Below are 15,609 nucleotides of genomic sequence, written 5' to 3'. Positions count from 1 at the left end.
CCGACCTCCGGGACGCCGGCGCGTCGAGCCGCCGGTGGCACGAGACCATCTGCGCTCCTCAGGGCGGCAGTTGGGGGCCGTACCGCCGTCCCGCGTCAGTCGGACGGCCATGCGGTGCCACACGAAAGGACGACGGACGCCACCGTTGTCGCCGCGGCCCGCGGCGACCGGTCCGTCGGCGCCGCTGCCCCGAGGTGCGGGAGTGCCCTCACCGCGGGCAGCCGGTCTCCGGGTCGTGGTCCCGCCCCTCGCCCGGCGAGCCGATGAGAAAGGAGCACCGCGGCTGTGCGGAGAGGTCCCGGATGTCCTCCAGGGTCAGCACCGCCAGGCTCCGGTTGTCCCCGATACGGCCGTCGGTGAAGTCGATCTCCCCGGTCGCCCCTTGGAAGTCGGCGTCCCGCAGGTGCTGCGCCACCGCGGCGCGGTGCGGCGGGCCGGCCGGCTCACCCTCCACCGGGGGCCGGTGCAGCCGGCCGACGGCGCTGACCAGCATGCCGGCCGCGTCGTAGGCCACCCCGCTGCGCTCGGCCGGCCAGGGCATCCGGTCCTCCTCGCAGCCCGCCGCCGTCCGCTCCGCGTGGAGCCTGGAGAACCCGGCGCAGAACGCGTTCAGCGGCGTGCCGCCCGGGGAGCCGGCGGGCACCCCGCCGTCCCGGCACTCCTGCCCGGCGAGGGTCACCAGGGCCCCGAGCCCCACGTAGGAGACGGCGACCCGGGCCAGCGCGGCCTCCTCGCCACGGTCGGGCTGTGCCACGAACCGGGAGACGGAGTCACTGGCCACGATCCGGGGCAGCTGGTCGGTGCCTCCCGCGCAGCCGCTGGCCACCTGCCGCAGGTAGTCCCCGAAGTCGGCCTCCCGGCCCACGTAGAAGACCATCTCGTCCGACCGGTCCGCCTCGGAGCACAGCTTCGGTAGGTCGTGGGGCCCGCGCTCCCACCCCTCGTGCAGCACCTCGATGCCCCGTTGCTCCGCTCTCGTCTCCGTCTCCCGCACCAGGGTCGCCACATAGCCGTCCCGCGTGTCGACCGGCGGGTGGTGGAGGATGAGCCGCTCGGCGCCCTCGTGCTCGGCGTACCGCGTCACGAGCTCCGCCTGGAGCTGGTTGCTCGGGACCATCTGGAAGTACAGCGCGGAGCGTTCGGCCAACCCCGTGCCGGTCAGCGTCGTGCCGATCACCGGCACCCCGGCGTCGCCGAGGGTGGTGATCGCCCGTTCGGTCTGTTCGACGGTGCGGTCCATGCCGGTGACGGCCACCACCGTCGGGTCGGACTCGGCGAGCGGGGCGAGCATCTCCCGCGCCACCATGGCGGCGTGGCCCATGCTGTCGCCGCCGTTGGCGACCACCACCCGCAGCAGCGGCTCCCCCTCGGAGGGGATGTTCTGCTGCCGCTGGCGCAGGACCAGCCCCTCCAGCTCCTCGGCCGAGGCGTGGTCGGTGTCCGCTCTCGCCGTCTCGTTGGTGAGCCCCACGAAGTGCACCACCGTCAGGAACGCGCGGTCGGGCTGCTGCGCGTGCTGCCGCTTCGCCGTCTCGTTCTGCGCGAAGACCGCCCGCTGCGCCGCGCGCAACCGCTCGTCCTTCCCGAAGATCTGGATCGCGCTGTCGCTGTACCCGACGCACTGGGTGGTGCCGCCGGTGCCCAGCTCGACGACCCGGACGGACACCCCGTCGTGGGATCTCGCCCCGAACCAGGAGCACCCGGCCGACCACGCCTGCTGCACCTGCCAGGCCGGCACGGCCAGCGCCACCAGCAGGACCAGGCTGAGGACGGTCTCGGCGACCCCGCGCCGCGCGGGCGGGAACGGCCGCCGCGCCCTCAGGCCGGTCAGCGGCTTCGCGGGGCGGCGGGGCGGTGCCGGCGGGGCGGCGGTGACCGCGGGCCTCTCCGCGGCGGTCCTGGCCGCATCCTGCTGGCGCCCGGACCGGCCGGAGCGCCGCCGGGGGACGGGCTGCGGTACCGGCGGGGCCGGGGGAGGGGTGGCGCCCAGCCAGAGGTAACGCGCGTAGCGGTCGAAGCGCTGACGCCGCAGCGGCAGGTTCTCCCGCCAGGCGCGCAGCGCCAGTTCGGCGGCTGCCGGGGGGTGGTGGGCGGGGGGCAGCGGCTCGGGCCACTGTGCACCGGCGGCGACCACCAGCAGCGGGTCGTGCTCGCCGGTCTCGTTGCGCACGTCGTTGATGAGCTGGAGCAGCTCCCAACCGCCGTTCGCCTCGGTGACGTTGTCCAGCAGCAGTGTCACGTAGGCGGTGCGCCGCACGCCGGCGCGGCGGGGTAACACCCGCCGGTGGCGCCGACGGTAGGCGGCCCGCAGGTCCTCCAGGAAGGCGTGGACCAGCAGCCGCTTGACCTGCGACTCGTCCTCCCGTTCCCGGTGGGGGAGGGTCAGCCGCTCGGCGAACCCCTGGATGTCGCGGGAGTGCGCGGGCACCACGTAGGGCTGCCGCATCAGCCAGCGTGCCTGCCGCCGTACCCCGGTGACGCGCATGCCGAACGCGCCGGCGAGGGTCAGCACCAGCCACAGGAGCGTACGGGCGGGGAGCGTGGGGACGTCCTCCACCACCGGGGCGACGCCGGAGCGGTCGTCGGCGGTGCGCGGGCCCCGGCCGCTGTAGCGGCGCAGGAGTTCGGTCATCCTCCGGCGGCGGTTCCCGCCGGGCTCCCGGTCGAGCCGCTGGGTGGTCAGCCACTCCACGAGCCGGAAGCGGTCGAAGGTGGGCTGGTGGTAGGGGCCGAAGGCGTCCAGTTCGAGCTTCTCGCGCGCGGCGGTCAGCAGCGGCAGCGGCGGGAGCGTCTCGCCGGCGCTCCCGACGGCGGTGGAGACGGCCTGGGCGTCGACGCGGGCGAACGCCAGATGCCGGGTGGTCTTGAACCGCTCCGCGAACGGCACGAGCACGTCCCGCCGGCCGGCTCCCACCACGCAGATCAGCGGCAGGGGGCGGTCGCCGCGCGTGGTGGGCCCCCCGCCGCGCTCCTTGCCGGTCAGTGCGGGGCGCTCGACCAGCTCCGCGATGACCGACTCCAGTTCCTCGTCCCCCGTAAAGCCTGCGGAGTCCATCGGCATGGCACCTGAGCGTAGTGGCGCATCCGGGATTCCGGTGCGGAACGGAGCGATATCCGGGCTGCACCCGGCGCCCTCGGCGAACCGGTGGTGCGCCGGGGGCGGCCGGGGCTCCGGCGCCCTGCGAGGTCGGGTCGGCAGGCACTGCCGGAAGGCTGCCACCGCGCCGCACCGCGCCGTGCCGCCTCGGCCCGCACCGCCTCGGCGCTGGCGGTGGTCTCGTGCGGCGCGCCCGCCCGGCCGGGGCCGGGCCGCCCCCGGTCAGACGGCGGTGACCGCCGTCAGCAGCACCGCGGCGTGGCCGTCCGCGCGCAGGCCGTGCTTGGTGCGCGGCAGCTCGGTCACCACCCCCGTGGTCAGCTCCCGCTCGTCCCCGCCCTCGGTGAGCCGCACCGTGCCGCGCAGCACGTGGAGGCTGGCCGCCGGCGGGCTGTCGTGCTCACCCAGCTCGGTGCCGTCCCGCAGCGCGATCACCGACTGCCGCAGCGGGCCGTCGTGGAGGAACAGGTGGGCGCTGCGGCCGTGCTCGGCGGTCAGCGCGCGGCGCAGGTGCTCGTCGACGAGCGCGTTGATGTCTTCCATGGCCGCTCCCGGGGTAAGCGCCTGACGGCGCGCCGTTCCTCCATGGTGACCGGCCCCGGCCCACCCGCAACCGAGCGCGGTGCGGGCCGGACCGGCGGCGGGGCGCCGCACCGTGCGCGTGTCCGCGCGCGCGGATCGACGACGACCTGTGCGGTGAACGCACGGAAGGCGGCATCGATGACCTGGACGGCCGACCCGGCGAACGCGGCACCCGCCCCGGAGGTGCTGGCGGTGACCACCACCACCGACGACCCGGAGCGTGCCGCCGAGCTGGCCGGACGCGCGGTGGAACTGCGGCTGGCCGCCTGCGCACAGGTGGGCTCGCCGATCACCTCCTTCTACCGGTGGCAGGGCGAGACCCACCGCGACCAGGAGTGGCCGGTGGTCTTCAAGACCCCCGCGGCTCGGTACCGGGAACTGGAGACCTACCTGCGGGAGGCGCACACCTACGACGAGCCGCAGATCACCGCGGTCTCCGTCACCCGGGGCAGCCCCGGCTACCTGGAGTGGGTCGCCACCGAGACGGCCGGGCACGACGAGGAGCCCTGACCACAGATGTCCGTGGTGGTGAGGAGACACAGCGCAACAGCGTGTTCGGCGCCACTGGTTCTCTCCGCGGTCCTCTCCGCAGGCCCACAGGCGGCGAACCGTTCCCGTGCGAGGCTCGCTCCCTCGTCGAGCGGGCCGTCGCTCCGGGCTGACGCGCTCGGACCGGTCGCCTCGGCGAGCACGGCCCCGTCATGGCGCGGCGGACCATCGGTGCTCGATCTCGTCCCCTGCTGTCGTAGCCGATGAGACGTGGCATACCGGCACCTCCGCTCTGCTCTCGTGGGCGAAGGCGGCGAGTTCACCCTTCCGGGCGCAGACCGCTCGACGTAGGGGGTGGCCGTGTCGGCGGCGATCAGCAGGCCGCCGGCACGCGGAGAGCCGTGCCCCTGTACCGCCGGTTGCGCGCGGTGGCTACGGCAGAGGCGGCGGTGTCGCCGTCGCGGCCCATCGACACCCCTCCGGTGTCCGTGCATGCGGCACCCCGGTACTCGCCGCGCTCGATCACACCACCTTCGGTGGCGCCCTCACCGTGACCACGGCACCGGAGATCGCCGCCATCGCCGGGCACGACAGCGCGTACTCCTGGGACCCGCACCACGATCAGGGAGCCAGGCACCGGCAGCGTGCTGTGTCACGCGGGGTGTGCGCCTCTGAGGAACTGGTCGACCGCCGAGTCGACGAGACCGTCGAGCAGTTCCGGTTCGATGATGTCGCCGTTCACCAGGGTGGCGATGCCCTGCATCGTGGCGAACAGCAGCATGCCCACGTGTTCGGGGTCGCCGTCCGCGAGTTCGCCGGCCTCCTGCCCCTGGGCGATCAGCTGATGCAGCAGCGCGAGCGATCCAGCGGCGGCCTCGATCATGCGCTCGACGCCGTCTCGATGCTTACGCCTGAACATCAGCTCGAGCAGGGCGGCGTCCTCGATGGCGAAGCGGATGTAGGCGGCCACCGTGGCCTTCAGTCGTGATGCGAGGTCATCCTCCGCTTCGGAGAGCGCTGAGCGGAGGCGGCGCTCCAGGCGCTCGAAGCCTGCCACCGCCAGTGCGTCGAGCAGTGCCTGGCGGTCCTTGAAGTGGCGGCGAGGGGCGGCGTGGCTCACTCCTGCCTCTCTGGCCAGCTCACGCAGGGAGAGTTGGTCGGCGCCCCGCCGGCGCAGGGCGGACTCTGCGGCGGCAAGAAGCGTCTGACGCAACCGTCCGTGATGGTAGGGGCTCTGATCTCCTTCGGGCACGGCGCCAGTCTAGGCGATGTTGTCGTTGACAACCTAGTAGTCGCTGCATACATTGTTGCCCATGACTACTTTCTCCGTCGCCGGCGTGCCTGCCCTGACCGGGCGAGTTGCCGTCGTCACCGGCGCGAACAGCGGTCTGGGCCGGGTCACCGCGAGTGTTCTGGCAGCCGCAGGTGCACGTGTCGTGGTGGCGGTGCGGGACACCGCCAAGGGTGCTGAGGCCGTGAAGTCACTCCCCGGGCATTTCATCGTTCGCCGCCTGGACCTGGCGGATCTGGCCTCGATCCGTGCGTTCGTCAAGGGCTTCGACGAGTCGATCGACCTGCTGATCAACAACGCCGGTGTGATGATTCCGCCGATGAGTCGCACCGCGGACGGGTTCGAGCTGCAATTCGGAACCAACCACCTCGGGCATTTCGCCCTGACGAACCTGCTCCTGCCGCAGATCACCGGACGCGTGGTCACGGTTTCCTCCAACGGCCACAGGCTCGGTGCCATCGACTTCGAGGACCTCAACTGGGAGCGCCGCTCCTACCGGGCAATGAGGGCGTACGGGCAGTCCAAGCTCGCCAACCTGCTCTTCACTGCCGAACTGCAGCGCCGGCTCACCGCAACCGAGTCACCCGTGCTGGCCACCGCTGCGCACCCCGGGGCGGCTGCGACCAATCTGTTCCGTCCCTCGGGCGAGCGGCCTCGGCTCGAGGCGTTGCAGCGGAGAGCCGTTCGCCTGATCGCGCAGAGCGACGAGAAGGGTGCGCTACCCACCCTGTACGCGGCAGTCGCGGATGTCCCCGGCAACGGCTTCGCGGGCCCAGGCGGATTGCTGGGCCGCGGCGCGCCGACGTTGGTCGGCCGGTCGCGGCGGGCACGCGACGCCGAGTCCGCACGTCGGTTGTGGACTGCTTCCGAACAGCTCACCGGCGTCACCTTCCCCCAGTGCTCGGGCGAGTCCCAGGGGCGGGCGGTCGGCCGGGATCGGACCGTTCGGGACGCGTAGCAGTGCACGGCGCGGGCCTTGTGACCGTCGGGTGTCGGAGCTCGACGAGCGCGAGGTGGCCCGTGCCTGCCGCTGTATCCGCTCGGAGCCCCTCCGGTGCTGGTGGAACCGGGCCCCCCTGGGCGTCGGCCGGCGTCGCTGAGCTGCGGCACCGCCGCCGTACTCGGCAGGATCGCCTGCCCGCCGCGCCCCTTGCCCTCCGTGTCCCCCGGCGCCGCCGGCCCGCTCGATGGTGGTGCTGCCCGCCGGGCGTCTCCTTGCCCTTCGGGTGCCGGTCATCGAACGCTTGCGGGCCGCTTCCGCCATGCTCGGCAGGTCCGGTGGGCCGGATGTGACACCTGCGCAACACCTGTGCAACCTGCACCTCACAGGCTGAGCTCATGACAGACCTCCCCGCCGCCCGCGGCGCTCAGCTTTCGCCGCCGGCCCTCGTCGCCGTCGTGCCGGGTGGGTCCGCGCCCGGCGTGCGCGAGGCGGTCGCGGCCCTGCTGCGGCGGGTCCGCGCGCTGCGCCCCGGCCCGGCAGTGGAGGCGGTGGCGCTGGCGGAGTGCGACGCGCGCCTCTCCCCGGTGCTGGAGAGGCACCGGCGGAGCGGCGCGGTGGTGCTGCCGCTGGTGTTCACCCGGGGCCCGGAGGCCAGGCACGAGGTTCCCGCCGCGCTGGCCCGCTCGGGCCGTGACGTCCTGCTCGCCGCGGGCCTGGGACCGCACCCGCTGCTGGCGGACGCCCTCGCCGGGCGGTTGGCGGAGACCGCCGGTGGCGCCGACGCCACGGCCGTGGTGCTGGCGGCGCCGGGTTCCGCGGACCCGGAGTGCCTGGCGGGCACGCGGTACACCGCGGACCTCCTCTCGGCCCGGCTCGGCGGCGTTCCGGTGCTCCCGGGCACGACCGGCCCCGGCGGCGCCCCGGGCACCCTTGGCACCGGCGGCACCGGCGGCACCGGCGGGGTCGGCGAGGCGGTGGCGCGGCTGCGCGGCCTCGGCCACGCCCACATCGCCGTCGCCGCCTGCTTCCTGGCGCCCGATCCGGCGCTCACCGCCCTGGCGGCGGACCCGCGGCTCGCCGTCGCCGCACCGCTGGGCGCGCACGCCGCGCTGGCGCGACTGGTGCTGCACCGCTACGACCAGGCGACGGGACGGCGGCCCGAGCCCGCGCGCCCGGGCGCGGCACTCCGTGGTCCGTCCCGGGCCGCGCCCGCCTCGGCGGTGTCGGCAGCGCAGCCGGGGGAGCCGCGGCGCTCGCCGCGGCCGCACGCCGATCCCGCGCGGCGCCACGCCTTCCGCGCCACCCGTCGCCCCTCGGCGGCGGCCTACCCGGCCCCCGCACCGGCCGGACGGCGCTGACCGCGCGGGCGCGCCGGGCCGCGCCGGGGCCCGTCGGTCCCGCCCGCGGGGCGGTCCGGCGCGGGGGCGCCGCCGAGGGCGGGCTACTGTCGGAGCCATGCGAGACCTTCCCGCCGGTTACAGCCCTGCCGACATCGAGCGCTGGGACCCGGAGCCGGACAAACGGCCCGGGCGCACCGCCTTCCAGCGCGACCGTGCCCGGGTGCTGCACTCCGCGGCGCTGCGGCGGCTGGCGGGCAAGACCCAGGTGGTCACCCCGGACCAGCCGGAGGCGCAGCACGCCTGGGACGCGAGTCCGCGGACCCGGCTGACGCACTCGCTGGAGTGCGCGCAGATCGGCCGCGAGCTGGGCGCCGTCTTCGGCTGCGACCCGGACCTGGTGGAGACCGCCTGTCTCGCCCACGACCTCGGCCACCCGCCCTTCGGCCACAACGGCGAGGGTGCGCTTGCCGAACTCGCCGAGCCCTGCGGCGGGTTCGAGGGCAACGCCCAGTCGCTGCGGTTGCTGACCCGGCTGGAGCCCAAGCGGTTCCGCGGCGGGGACGAGAGAGCCCCGGCCGGTCTGAACCTGACCCGGGCGGCGCTGGACGCGGCGACCAAGTACCCCTGGCCGCGCGGCGTGCACCCCGAGGAGCCGGCGGCACGCAAGTTCGGCGTCTACCCGGACGACCTGCCGGTCTTCCGGTGGCTCCGGGAGGGCGCGCCCTCGGGCGGCAGGACCTTCGAGGCGCAGGTGATGGACTGGGCCGACGACGTGGCGTACTCGGTGCACGACGTCGAGGACGGTCTGCACGCGGGGCACCTCGACCCCAACGTGCTGCTGGCGGAGCCGGAGCGGCAGGGCGTCTTCGCCGTCGCCGCGTCCCGCTACGCGCCGCCCGGGACCGAGCCCGCCGAACTGGCCGCCGCGCTGGACCGGTTGCTGGAGCAGGAGTGGTGGCCGCACGGCTACGACGGGACGGCCCCGGCCCAGGTGCGGCTGAAGAACGCCACGAGCCAGCTGATCGGGCGGTTCTGCCTGGCCGCGGAGGCCGCGACGCGCGCCCGGTTCGGCAACGGCGCCCTCACCCGCTACGGGGCCGAGCTGATCGTGCCGCGGGAGACGCGGCTGGAGTGCGACGTGCTCAAGGCGGTCGCCGACGCGTACGTGATGCAGCGCCCCGACCAGGAGCGGATGCGCGGGTGGCAGCGCGAGCTGCTGGCGGAGCTGGGGGAGGCGCTGGTGCGCCGGGCGCCCGACGGACTGGACCCGCAGTACCGGGCGTTGTACGCGGCGGCCACCGACGACCGGGAGCGGTTGCGGGTGATCGTGGACCAGATGGCCGCGCTCACCGACGCCTCGGCACGTTCGCTCCACGCCCGGCTCACCGGACGCTGAACGCAGCCCGGCGGACGGCTCGGCAGGGGCGCCGGGAGGGCCCGTCGGTCGAGGCGGGCTGGCGGTGCCGGAAGGGTGCCGCCGCCCGGCCCGGTGGTGGCGTCAGCCGGCGGGCACCGGTCCGCTGCCGCTCGCCTCGCCGTCACCGGGCTCGGCGCTCTCGCCGTCCGGCGCCGCGCCGCCGCCGGAGGCGACGCGGGTCTCCACACCCTGCCGCCGCAGCGCCTCGCGCGCGGCGCGCGAGAGGCCGGAGTCGGTGACCACCGAGTCGAACCGGTCGAGTCCGGCGACGCGGTACATGCCGAACGTCCCGTACTTGGCGCTGCCGGTGAGCAGCACCGAGCGGGAGGCGCTGGCCATCGCGGCCTGCTTCACCTCGACCTTGGCCGGGGAGGGCGTGGTCACCCCGTGCTGGAGGTCCCAGGAGCTGGTGGAGATGTAGGCGATGTCGAGCGCGAGGTGGCCGAGGGTCTGCGCCGCGAGCCGGCCCACCGTGGAGCGGTTGGCGTGCTCTATGCGGCCGCCGGTGTGGATGACCTCGACGTCCGGGTTGCCCATCAGCGCGTTGGCGGTGGTGAAGTCGTTGGTGACCACGGTCATGCCCTGGTGGCGGACGAGGTGCGGCACCAGCGCCTGGCAGGTCGTCCCGGCGTCGAGGTAGACGGTGGTGTCGTCCTGGAGGAGCCCGGCGGCGAGCGCCGCGATGGCGAGCTTCGCCGGCTGGTCCATGGTCGACTTGTCCACGAAGCTCGGTTCGTGGTGGAGCTGTCCGGCGATGCGGACGCCGCCGGGCACGGAGACGGCGCGTCCCTGCCGCTCCAGCGCGGCGATGTCGCGGCGGACCGTCATGTGGGAGACGCCCAGCATCTCGGTGAGCTGGTGCACGCTCAGCACCTCGTGCCCACGTAGCAGCCTGATCAGCAACTCCCGCCGCTGGTCGGGGATCAGCGGGGTCTCGGGGGTCTCCTCCGACGACACGTTCACGCCTCCTTGCGTCCGAATGTCCCGGCGAACCGGTGGCGCGCCGCCCGCGCGGCGCCGTTCCGGTCCGCGACACCGTACGACGGGCGGTCGTGCCGTCCGTCACCCGGTGGGCGGGGCGGTGCCCCGTCGCGGTGGGCGCCGGCCGCGGGCACCGGGCGGGAGGGATGGTCCCCGCTCCCGCCCGGCCCCCGCGGCCGGCGCCCACCGTTTGCTGCTCCTGCTGTGTCGCTGTGCTGCCGTGTTGCTGTCCGGCCCCCGCCGGCGGAGTCGCACCGCCGACGGGGACCGGGGCTTCTCAGATGAGGCCGAACCCGTGCAGCGCGTAGACGATCACGAACCCGGTGGTGCCGGAGATCGCGGACGCCAGACCGATGGACCTGATCCCCTGGCCCACGGTCATGTTGGACAGCGTCGTGGTCACCCAGAAGCCCGAGGAGTTGGCGTGCTTCATGATCTGGGCGCCGGTGCCGCAGGCGAGGAAGAGCGCCAGGCCGGAGAGCCCGAGGCTGTCGGCCAGGGGCTCCATGATGGCCGCGGCGGTCATGACCCCGAGGATGTTGGAGCCGGTGATCGTTCCGATGGCGGCGGCCACGAGGAACGGCACGATGATGGGGGACAGGCCCCAGTCGCGGATCATGTCGGCGACCGAGTTGGCCACCTCGGTGTCGCGGACGATGGTCGCCAGCGCGCCGCCGACACCGGTGAGCGCGAGCGGCATCGCCGCGAGGCGGAGCCCGGACTCGAACAGGTCGTTGAGCGTCTCCTTCTGGCCCCAGCGGCGGCCGAACAGCGGCAGCGCCACGAGACAGCCGATGAAGAGCGCGACCACGGGCTGGCCGAGGAAGGCGATGGTCTTGCCGACGCCGTTCTCCGCGCCGACCATGTCGACGACGTAGGAGTTCAGCATGATCAGGACGACCGGCAGGAACACCGGGACCAGCGACATGCCCAGCGGGGGCTTCGGCCGGTCCTCGATCTCGGGGGCGTCCCCGATGGCACCCCCGCCGGCGGCGGCACCGACGAACTCGGGCTTCGGGTCGACGTGCGTCTTGATGGTGAGCAGGTACAGCACGGCCATGACGATCGAGGGGACGGCGACCAGGGAGCCCCAGAGCATGGCCTCGCCGAGGTCCACGCCGAGCAGCGACGAGGCGGCGAGCGGCCCCGGGCCGGGCGGCACGAGAGAGGTCATGACGTAGGCGCCGATGTAGAGGATCGGGCCGAGCTTCATCATGGAGATCTTGGTCTGGAAGGCCACCATGGAGACCACGGGGATCAGCATGATCACGGTGGTGTCGGCGATCAGCGGGATGCCGATCACGGTCGACGCCAGCGCGACGGCCCAGGGGACCTTCTTGCCGGAGAACACCGTCAACGCGGCTTCCGTGATCCGGTGGGCCGCTCCGCTGAGTTCCAGCATCTTGCCGAGGACGCAGCCGAAGATGATCAGCAGGCCGACGCTGGCCAGGGTGTTGCCGAAGCCCTGCGTGACCAGTTCGAGGGTTCGCTCGCCTCCCATGCCCAGCGCCATGCCGAGCGAGACGACGATGATGAACAGCGTGGCGACGGGGTGGACCTTGAACTTGGCGATCAGCAGCACGAGTATCGCGATCGCCACGCCGAACGCGATGAGCGTGTAGGCGTCGGACATAGGGAACCTCTTCGTTTCCTTGGCCGCGTCAGCCGCGGCGGTCCTCGGGGCGAGGAACAGGGGTCGGGGGCGTGGGGCGGGTGGAGCGTGGGGGTGAGGTGGGCTAAGGCGGTCAGGCCCCGTCACCACCGCGCGGCAGGGCCAGCCCGGCACGCCAGGCGGCGAGCAGTTCGGCGTCGTGCCCGGTGAGGTGGCCGACGGTCAGCAGTTCGCCGGCGGGGACGTCGGTCGCGAGGACGGCGTGCGCCGCCAGGTAGAGCGGCGCGGCGTCGGCCGGAGCGTCGTCGGTGGCCAGCAGGACGGGGGCGACGCCCTCGACCTCGTGGTGGTGGCCGCCCATCGTCAGGACCGTCCCGGCGGGCAGGTCGCGCGTGGTGCGGCCGCCGAGGACCACGTGCTGCCGCGGCGAGGGGGAGCCGGCGGGCACCCCGCGCAGCACCGCGTCGAGCAGCGTGGTGGGGGTCTCCACACCCATCAGGTGGTACGGCAGGTACAGGCAGGCGTAGCGCCCGTCGCGGCTGACGACGTGTCCCTTCTGGGCCAGCGTCTGCCAGGTGACGGGGTCGTGGGTGCGGACGACGGCGAAGACACCGCCGGCGAAGCTGGCCTCCTCGGGCAGCCGCAGCACCGAGAAGACGTCCACCACGCCCTCGCGGGTGGAGACGCCGCCGTGCTCCCGCAGCGCGTAGACGTCGGCCAGCTCGGCGACGCGCGCCACCGGGTAGTGCATGGCCTCGACGTCGGAGGTGAAGCCGGTGGAGGTGGCGACGACGGCCATCTCGCAGTAGTCGGCGGCGGCGCTGCGCTTGAGCGGCGCGACCGCCTCGGCGCGGGCGGCCAGGGTGGCGCGGACGTCCTCGCCGAGCTTGAGCAGCCCGCCGAGGGCGGGGGCGTCGATCGTCTCGCCGAGCTGGGTGACGGTGGCGGTCTCCGGGTCGTAGACCAGGTCGTACTCGCCGGACTTGCCGATCGCCACGATCTCCAGCCCGAGGCCGCGGGCCCAGTCGAACCACTGGATGAGGTTGGCGGGCTGGTCGCCGGTGGCGGTGGTGTACACCACGCCGTGCTCGGCGGCGATCGACGCCAGCTCCACGCCGGAGACCGAGTCGACCTCCTTGCTCACCATGGCGACGTGCCGGCCGCCGGTCAGCGCGGTGCGGGCGGCGCGGTAGCCGACCGCGGGGCTGCCGGTCGCCTCGACCAGGATGTCGAACCCGCCGGCGGCGAGCAGCGCGCTGTCGGCGACGACGGCGGTGCGTCCCGCGGCTACCGCGGCGGCGAGCGCCTCGGTGTCACCGACGGTGACGAGCTCGTCGGCGGGGAAGCCGAGGTCGGCGGCGAGGGCGTGCACACCGTCGGTGTCGAGGTCGCACAGCACGGACGCGCGCAGGTTCGGCATCCGTCGCGTCTGCGCGAGCAGCGTGCGGGCGAACCCACCGCAGGCGCCGGTCAGCGCGTAGGTGACAGTGCGGTCAACCGGCTGCGCGCCGGCCTGCTGGGCGTTCATCGCGTGCCCTCCTGGAGCTGGGCGGGTGACCCGGATGTTTCCCGCCTCTGGAGCGGGAACGTAACGTCAATTAACATGAGCGTCAACTGTAGTAACATAAATTCACAGATCGGCTCGGCTGGGAGGCGCGCCGATCATCTGGGTACGTAGAATCCGCGTAACGGACGGTGACGACGAATGGTGGCAGGCATGGTCAGATGGGGCGGCGTGGCCGACGACTTCACCGGGGCCACCGACCTCGCCACCAACTGGGTGGCGCGCGGGCTGCGCACCAGCGTCACGCTGGGCGTTCCCACCGACGAACAGCTCGACGGGCTGCGGGAGATGGACGCCGTCGTCGTGGCGCTGAAGTCCCGCACCGCCCCCGTCGCCGCCGCCGTCGACGAGTCGGTGGCGGCGCTGCGCGCCCTGCGGCGGCTCGGCGCGGAGCGGTTCTACGACAAGTACTGCTCGACGTTCGACTCCACCCCCGAGGGCAACATCGGCCCGATCGCCGACGCCCTCATGGCGGAGCTGGACACCGACATCGCCGTCGTCGTCCCCTCGTTCCCCGCCACCGGCCGCACCGTCTACCAGGGGCACCTCTTCGTCGGCCGGCAGCTGCTCAGCGACAGCTCGATGCGGCACCACCCGCTCACCCCGATGACCCGCTCCGACGTCGTGGAGCTGCTCGCCCCGCAGACCGGCCACGCCGTGCGCTCCGTGCCGCTGGCCACCGTCCGCGCCGGCGCCGACGCGCTGCGCGCGGCGCTGGCGGAGCACCGCCGGGCGGGCTCGCGCACCTACGTCGTGGTGGACGCGCTGGACGAGGCCGACCTCGCGGTCATCGCGGAGGCCACCGCCGACCACCCGCTGGTCACCGGCGGCTCCGGCCTCGCGCTGGGCCTGCCCGCCGCCCCCGGCGGCCCCGCCACCACCGCGATGCCCGTCGCCGAGGGCCACCGCGCCGTGCTGGCCGGCAGCGCGTCCTCCGCGACCCGCGGCCAGATCGCCGACGCCCGCGGCAAGCTCCCCACCCACAAGCTGGACCTGGCGGCCCTGCGCGCCGACCTCCCCGCCGAGGTCGCCCGCATCACCGCCTGGGCCGGCGAGCACTGGGCGGCGAAGCCCGGCACCCCGGTCCTGGTGTACGCCGTGGACTCCCTCGACGACATCGAGTCCGCCCCGCCCGCGGGCGGCCGCCCCGCCGGCGAGCTGGTCGAGGAGGCGCTGGCCGGCTGCGCCACCGCCTTCGCCGCCGCCGGTGCCCGGCAGTTCCTCGTCGCCGGCGGCGAGACCTCCGGCAGCGTCGTCCAGGCGCTGGACATCGCCCGCCTGGAGCTCGGCCCCCGACTCGCCCCGGGCGTCTCCTGGGCCCACGGCACCGCCGCCGACGGCCACGGCTACAACCTGGCGTTGAAGTCCGGCAACTTCGGCCGCCCCGACATCTTCACCGCCGGCTGGCAGGAACTCCGGTGACCACCCCCGGCCCGGGCCCCGCCGCCCGCCGGAACCCCGCCCCCACCCGCCGCGTCCGCGCGCACCGCCGCCCGACCGCGACCGACCCGCCGCCCGGCGGCCACCACCCAAGGAGCCCTCACATGAGCGACCCACGCACCGACCTCGTCGAGGCCGGACGTGCGCTGACAGCCGCCGGGCTCAGCCCGGGCTCCTCGGGCAACCTCAGCGTCCGCGTCGGGAACCGGCTCTACGTCACCCCCACCGGCACCCGGCTCGACGACCTCACCGAGGACGGCCTCGCCGTCCTCGACGCCGACGCCCCGGTCGCCACCCCGCTGGCCGCCGCCCACCTCTCCGGGCCCCGGCCGTCGAAGGAGTTCCCGCTCCACCTCGCGCTCTACCACCGCGACCCCGGCGCCACCGCCGTCGTGCACCTCCACAGCGCGCACGCCGCCGCCTACTCCTGCCTGCCGGCGTGGTCCGAGCGCAGCGCCGTCCCGCCGCTGACGCCCTACTTCGTCATGCGCGTCGGCCAGACCCCGCTCGTCCCCTACGCCGCACCCGGCGACGTCCCGCAGGCCGAAGGTCTCGGCGAGCTGGACTTCCCGTTCCGCGCCGTGCTCCTCCAGAACCACGGCCCGGTCACCAGCGGCCCCGACATGGCCGCCGCCGTGGACGCCGCCGTGGAACTGGAGGAGACCAGCCGGCTGCTGCTGCTCCTCGGCGGCCGCGACCCCCGGCTGCTCACCGCCGCGGAGGCCGGCCACCTCGCGGAGCGCTACGGCAGCCACTGGGACGCCCACCCCGGCGCCGTCGCCGTCCCCGCCCCGGCCCCCTCCTGACGCGCACCCGCTGCCCTTCCCGGCCGGCGCCCATCGGGCTGCCGGCC

12 protein-coding genes are annotated in these 15,609 nt (G+C 74.4%); 6 read left to right on the top strand and 6 right to left on the bottom strand.

Annotated elements, in window-relative coordinates:
* Nucleotides 1-208: 208 nt before the first annotated feature.
* The gene (locus tag HCN56_RS09235; protein WP_167969032.1) at nucleotides 209-3,061 is read right to left on the bottom strand and encodes an ABC transporter substrate-binding protein; all 2,853 of its coding nucleotides are present in this window, start codon (nucleotides 3,059-3,061) and stop codon (nucleotides 209-211) included.
* 258 nt (nucleotides 3,062-3,319) lie between these two features.
* The gene (locus HCN56_RS09230) at nucleotides 3,320-3,640 is read right to left on the bottom strand and encodes a cupin domain-containing protein (RefSeq protein WP_167969031.1); all 321 of its coding nucleotides are present in this window, start codon (nucleotides 3,638-3,640) and stop codon (nucleotides 3,320-3,322) included.
* Nucleotides 3,641-3,817: 177 nt separating this feature from the next.
* Between HCN56_RS09230 and cutA the strand changes: the two genes are divergently transcribed.
* Nucleotides 3,818-4,189, top strand: a complete 372-nt coding sequence (cutA, locus tag HCN56_RS09225; RefSeq protein WP_167969030.1) for a divalent-cation tolerance protein CutA — start codon at nucleotides 3,818-3,820, stop codon at nucleotides 4,187-4,189.
* A gap of 631 nt (nucleotides 4,190-4,820) precedes the next feature.
* Here the strand turns inward: cutA and HCN56_RS09220 are convergent.
* Nucleotides 4,821-5,420, bottom strand: coding sequence for a TetR/AcrR family transcriptional regulator (locus HCN56_RS09220; protein WP_167969029.1), 600 nt, complete (start codon nucleotides 5,418-5,420; stop codon nucleotides 4,821-4,823).
* A gap of 61 nt (nucleotides 5,421-5,481) precedes the next feature.
* On the opposite strand from HCN56_RS09220, the gene HCN56_RS09215 reads away from it, so the two are divergent.
* The 3 genes from HCN56_RS09215 to HCN56_RS09205 all read left to right on the top strand — a co-directional run bounded on the left by HCN56_RS09215 (nucleotide 5,482) and on the right by HCN56_RS09205 (nucleotide 9,138).
* Nucleotides 5,482-6,417, top strand: coding sequence for an oxidoreductase (locus tag HCN56_RS09215; RefSeq protein WP_167969028.1), 936 nt, complete (start codon nucleotides 5,482-5,484; stop codon nucleotides 6,415-6,417).
* A gap of 380 nt (nucleotides 6,418-6,797) precedes the next feature.
* The gene (locus tag HCN56_RS09210) at nucleotides 6,798-7,760 is read left to right on the top strand and encodes a sirohydrochlorin chelatase (RefSeq protein WP_209312536.1); all 963 of its coding nucleotides are present in this window, start codon (nucleotides 6,798-6,800) and stop codon (nucleotides 7,758-7,760) included.
* 97 nt (nucleotides 7,761-7,857) lie between these two features.
* Complete coding sequence (locus HCN56_RS09205) at nucleotides 7,858-9,138, top strand: deoxyguanosinetriphosphate triphosphohydrolase (protein WP_167969027.1); 1,281 nt, start codon at nucleotides 7,858-7,860, stop codon at nucleotides 9,136-9,138.
* Between the two features lie 102 nt (nucleotides 9,139-9,240).
* Here HCN56_RS09205 and HCN56_RS09200 read toward each other — a convergent pair whose 3' ends face one another.
* The 3 genes from HCN56_RS09200 to HCN56_RS09190 form a co-directional block, all read right to left on the bottom strand.
* On the bottom strand, nucleotides 9,241-10,116 hold the full coding sequence (locus HCN56_RS09200; protein WP_167969038.1) for a DeoR/GlpR family DNA-binding transcription regulator: 876 nt from the start codon (nucleotides 10,114-10,116) through the stop codon (nucleotides 9,241-9,243).
* Between the two features lie 301 nt (nucleotides 10,117-10,417).
* Nucleotides 10,418-11,773, bottom strand: a complete 1,356-nt coding sequence (locus tag HCN56_RS09195; RefSeq protein WP_167969026.1) for a GntP family permease — start codon at nucleotides 11,771-11,773, stop codon at nucleotides 10,418-10,420.
* Between the two features lie 112 nt (nucleotides 11,774-11,885).
* Entirely contained in the window at nucleotides 11,886-13,280 is a 1,395-nt protein-coding gene (locus HCN56_RS09190) for a homoserine dehydrogenase (RefSeq protein ID WP_167969025.1), read from the bottom strand.
* Between the two features lie 189 nt (nucleotides 13,281-13,469).
* Between HCN56_RS09190 and otnK the strand changes: the two genes are divergently transcribed.
* Nucleotides 13,470-14,738, top strand: a complete 1,269-nt coding sequence (otnK, locus tag HCN56_RS09185) for a 3-oxo-tetronate kinase (protein WP_167969024.1) — start codon at nucleotides 13,470-13,472, stop codon at nucleotides 14,736-14,738.
* A 122-nt stretch (nucleotides 14,739-14,860) separates the two neighbouring features.
* Nucleotides 14,861-15,562 carry a class II aldolase/adducin family protein gene (locus HCN56_RS09180; protein ID WP_167969023.1) on the top strand — a complete coding sequence of 234 codons (702 nt, stop codon included), beginning with the start codon at nucleotides 14,861-14,863 and terminating at the stop codon, nucleotides 15,560-15,562.
* The last annotated feature ends 47 nt before the right edge of the window (nucleotides 15,563-15,609 follow it).

The organism is Streptomyces lonarensis (assembly GCF_012033735.1).
Classification (GTDB): Bacteria; Actinomycetota; Actinomycetes; order Streptomycetales; family Streptomycetaceae; genus Streptomyces; species Streptomyces lonarensis.
This window is presented reverse-complemented; position numbering and strand designations above follow the sequence as displayed.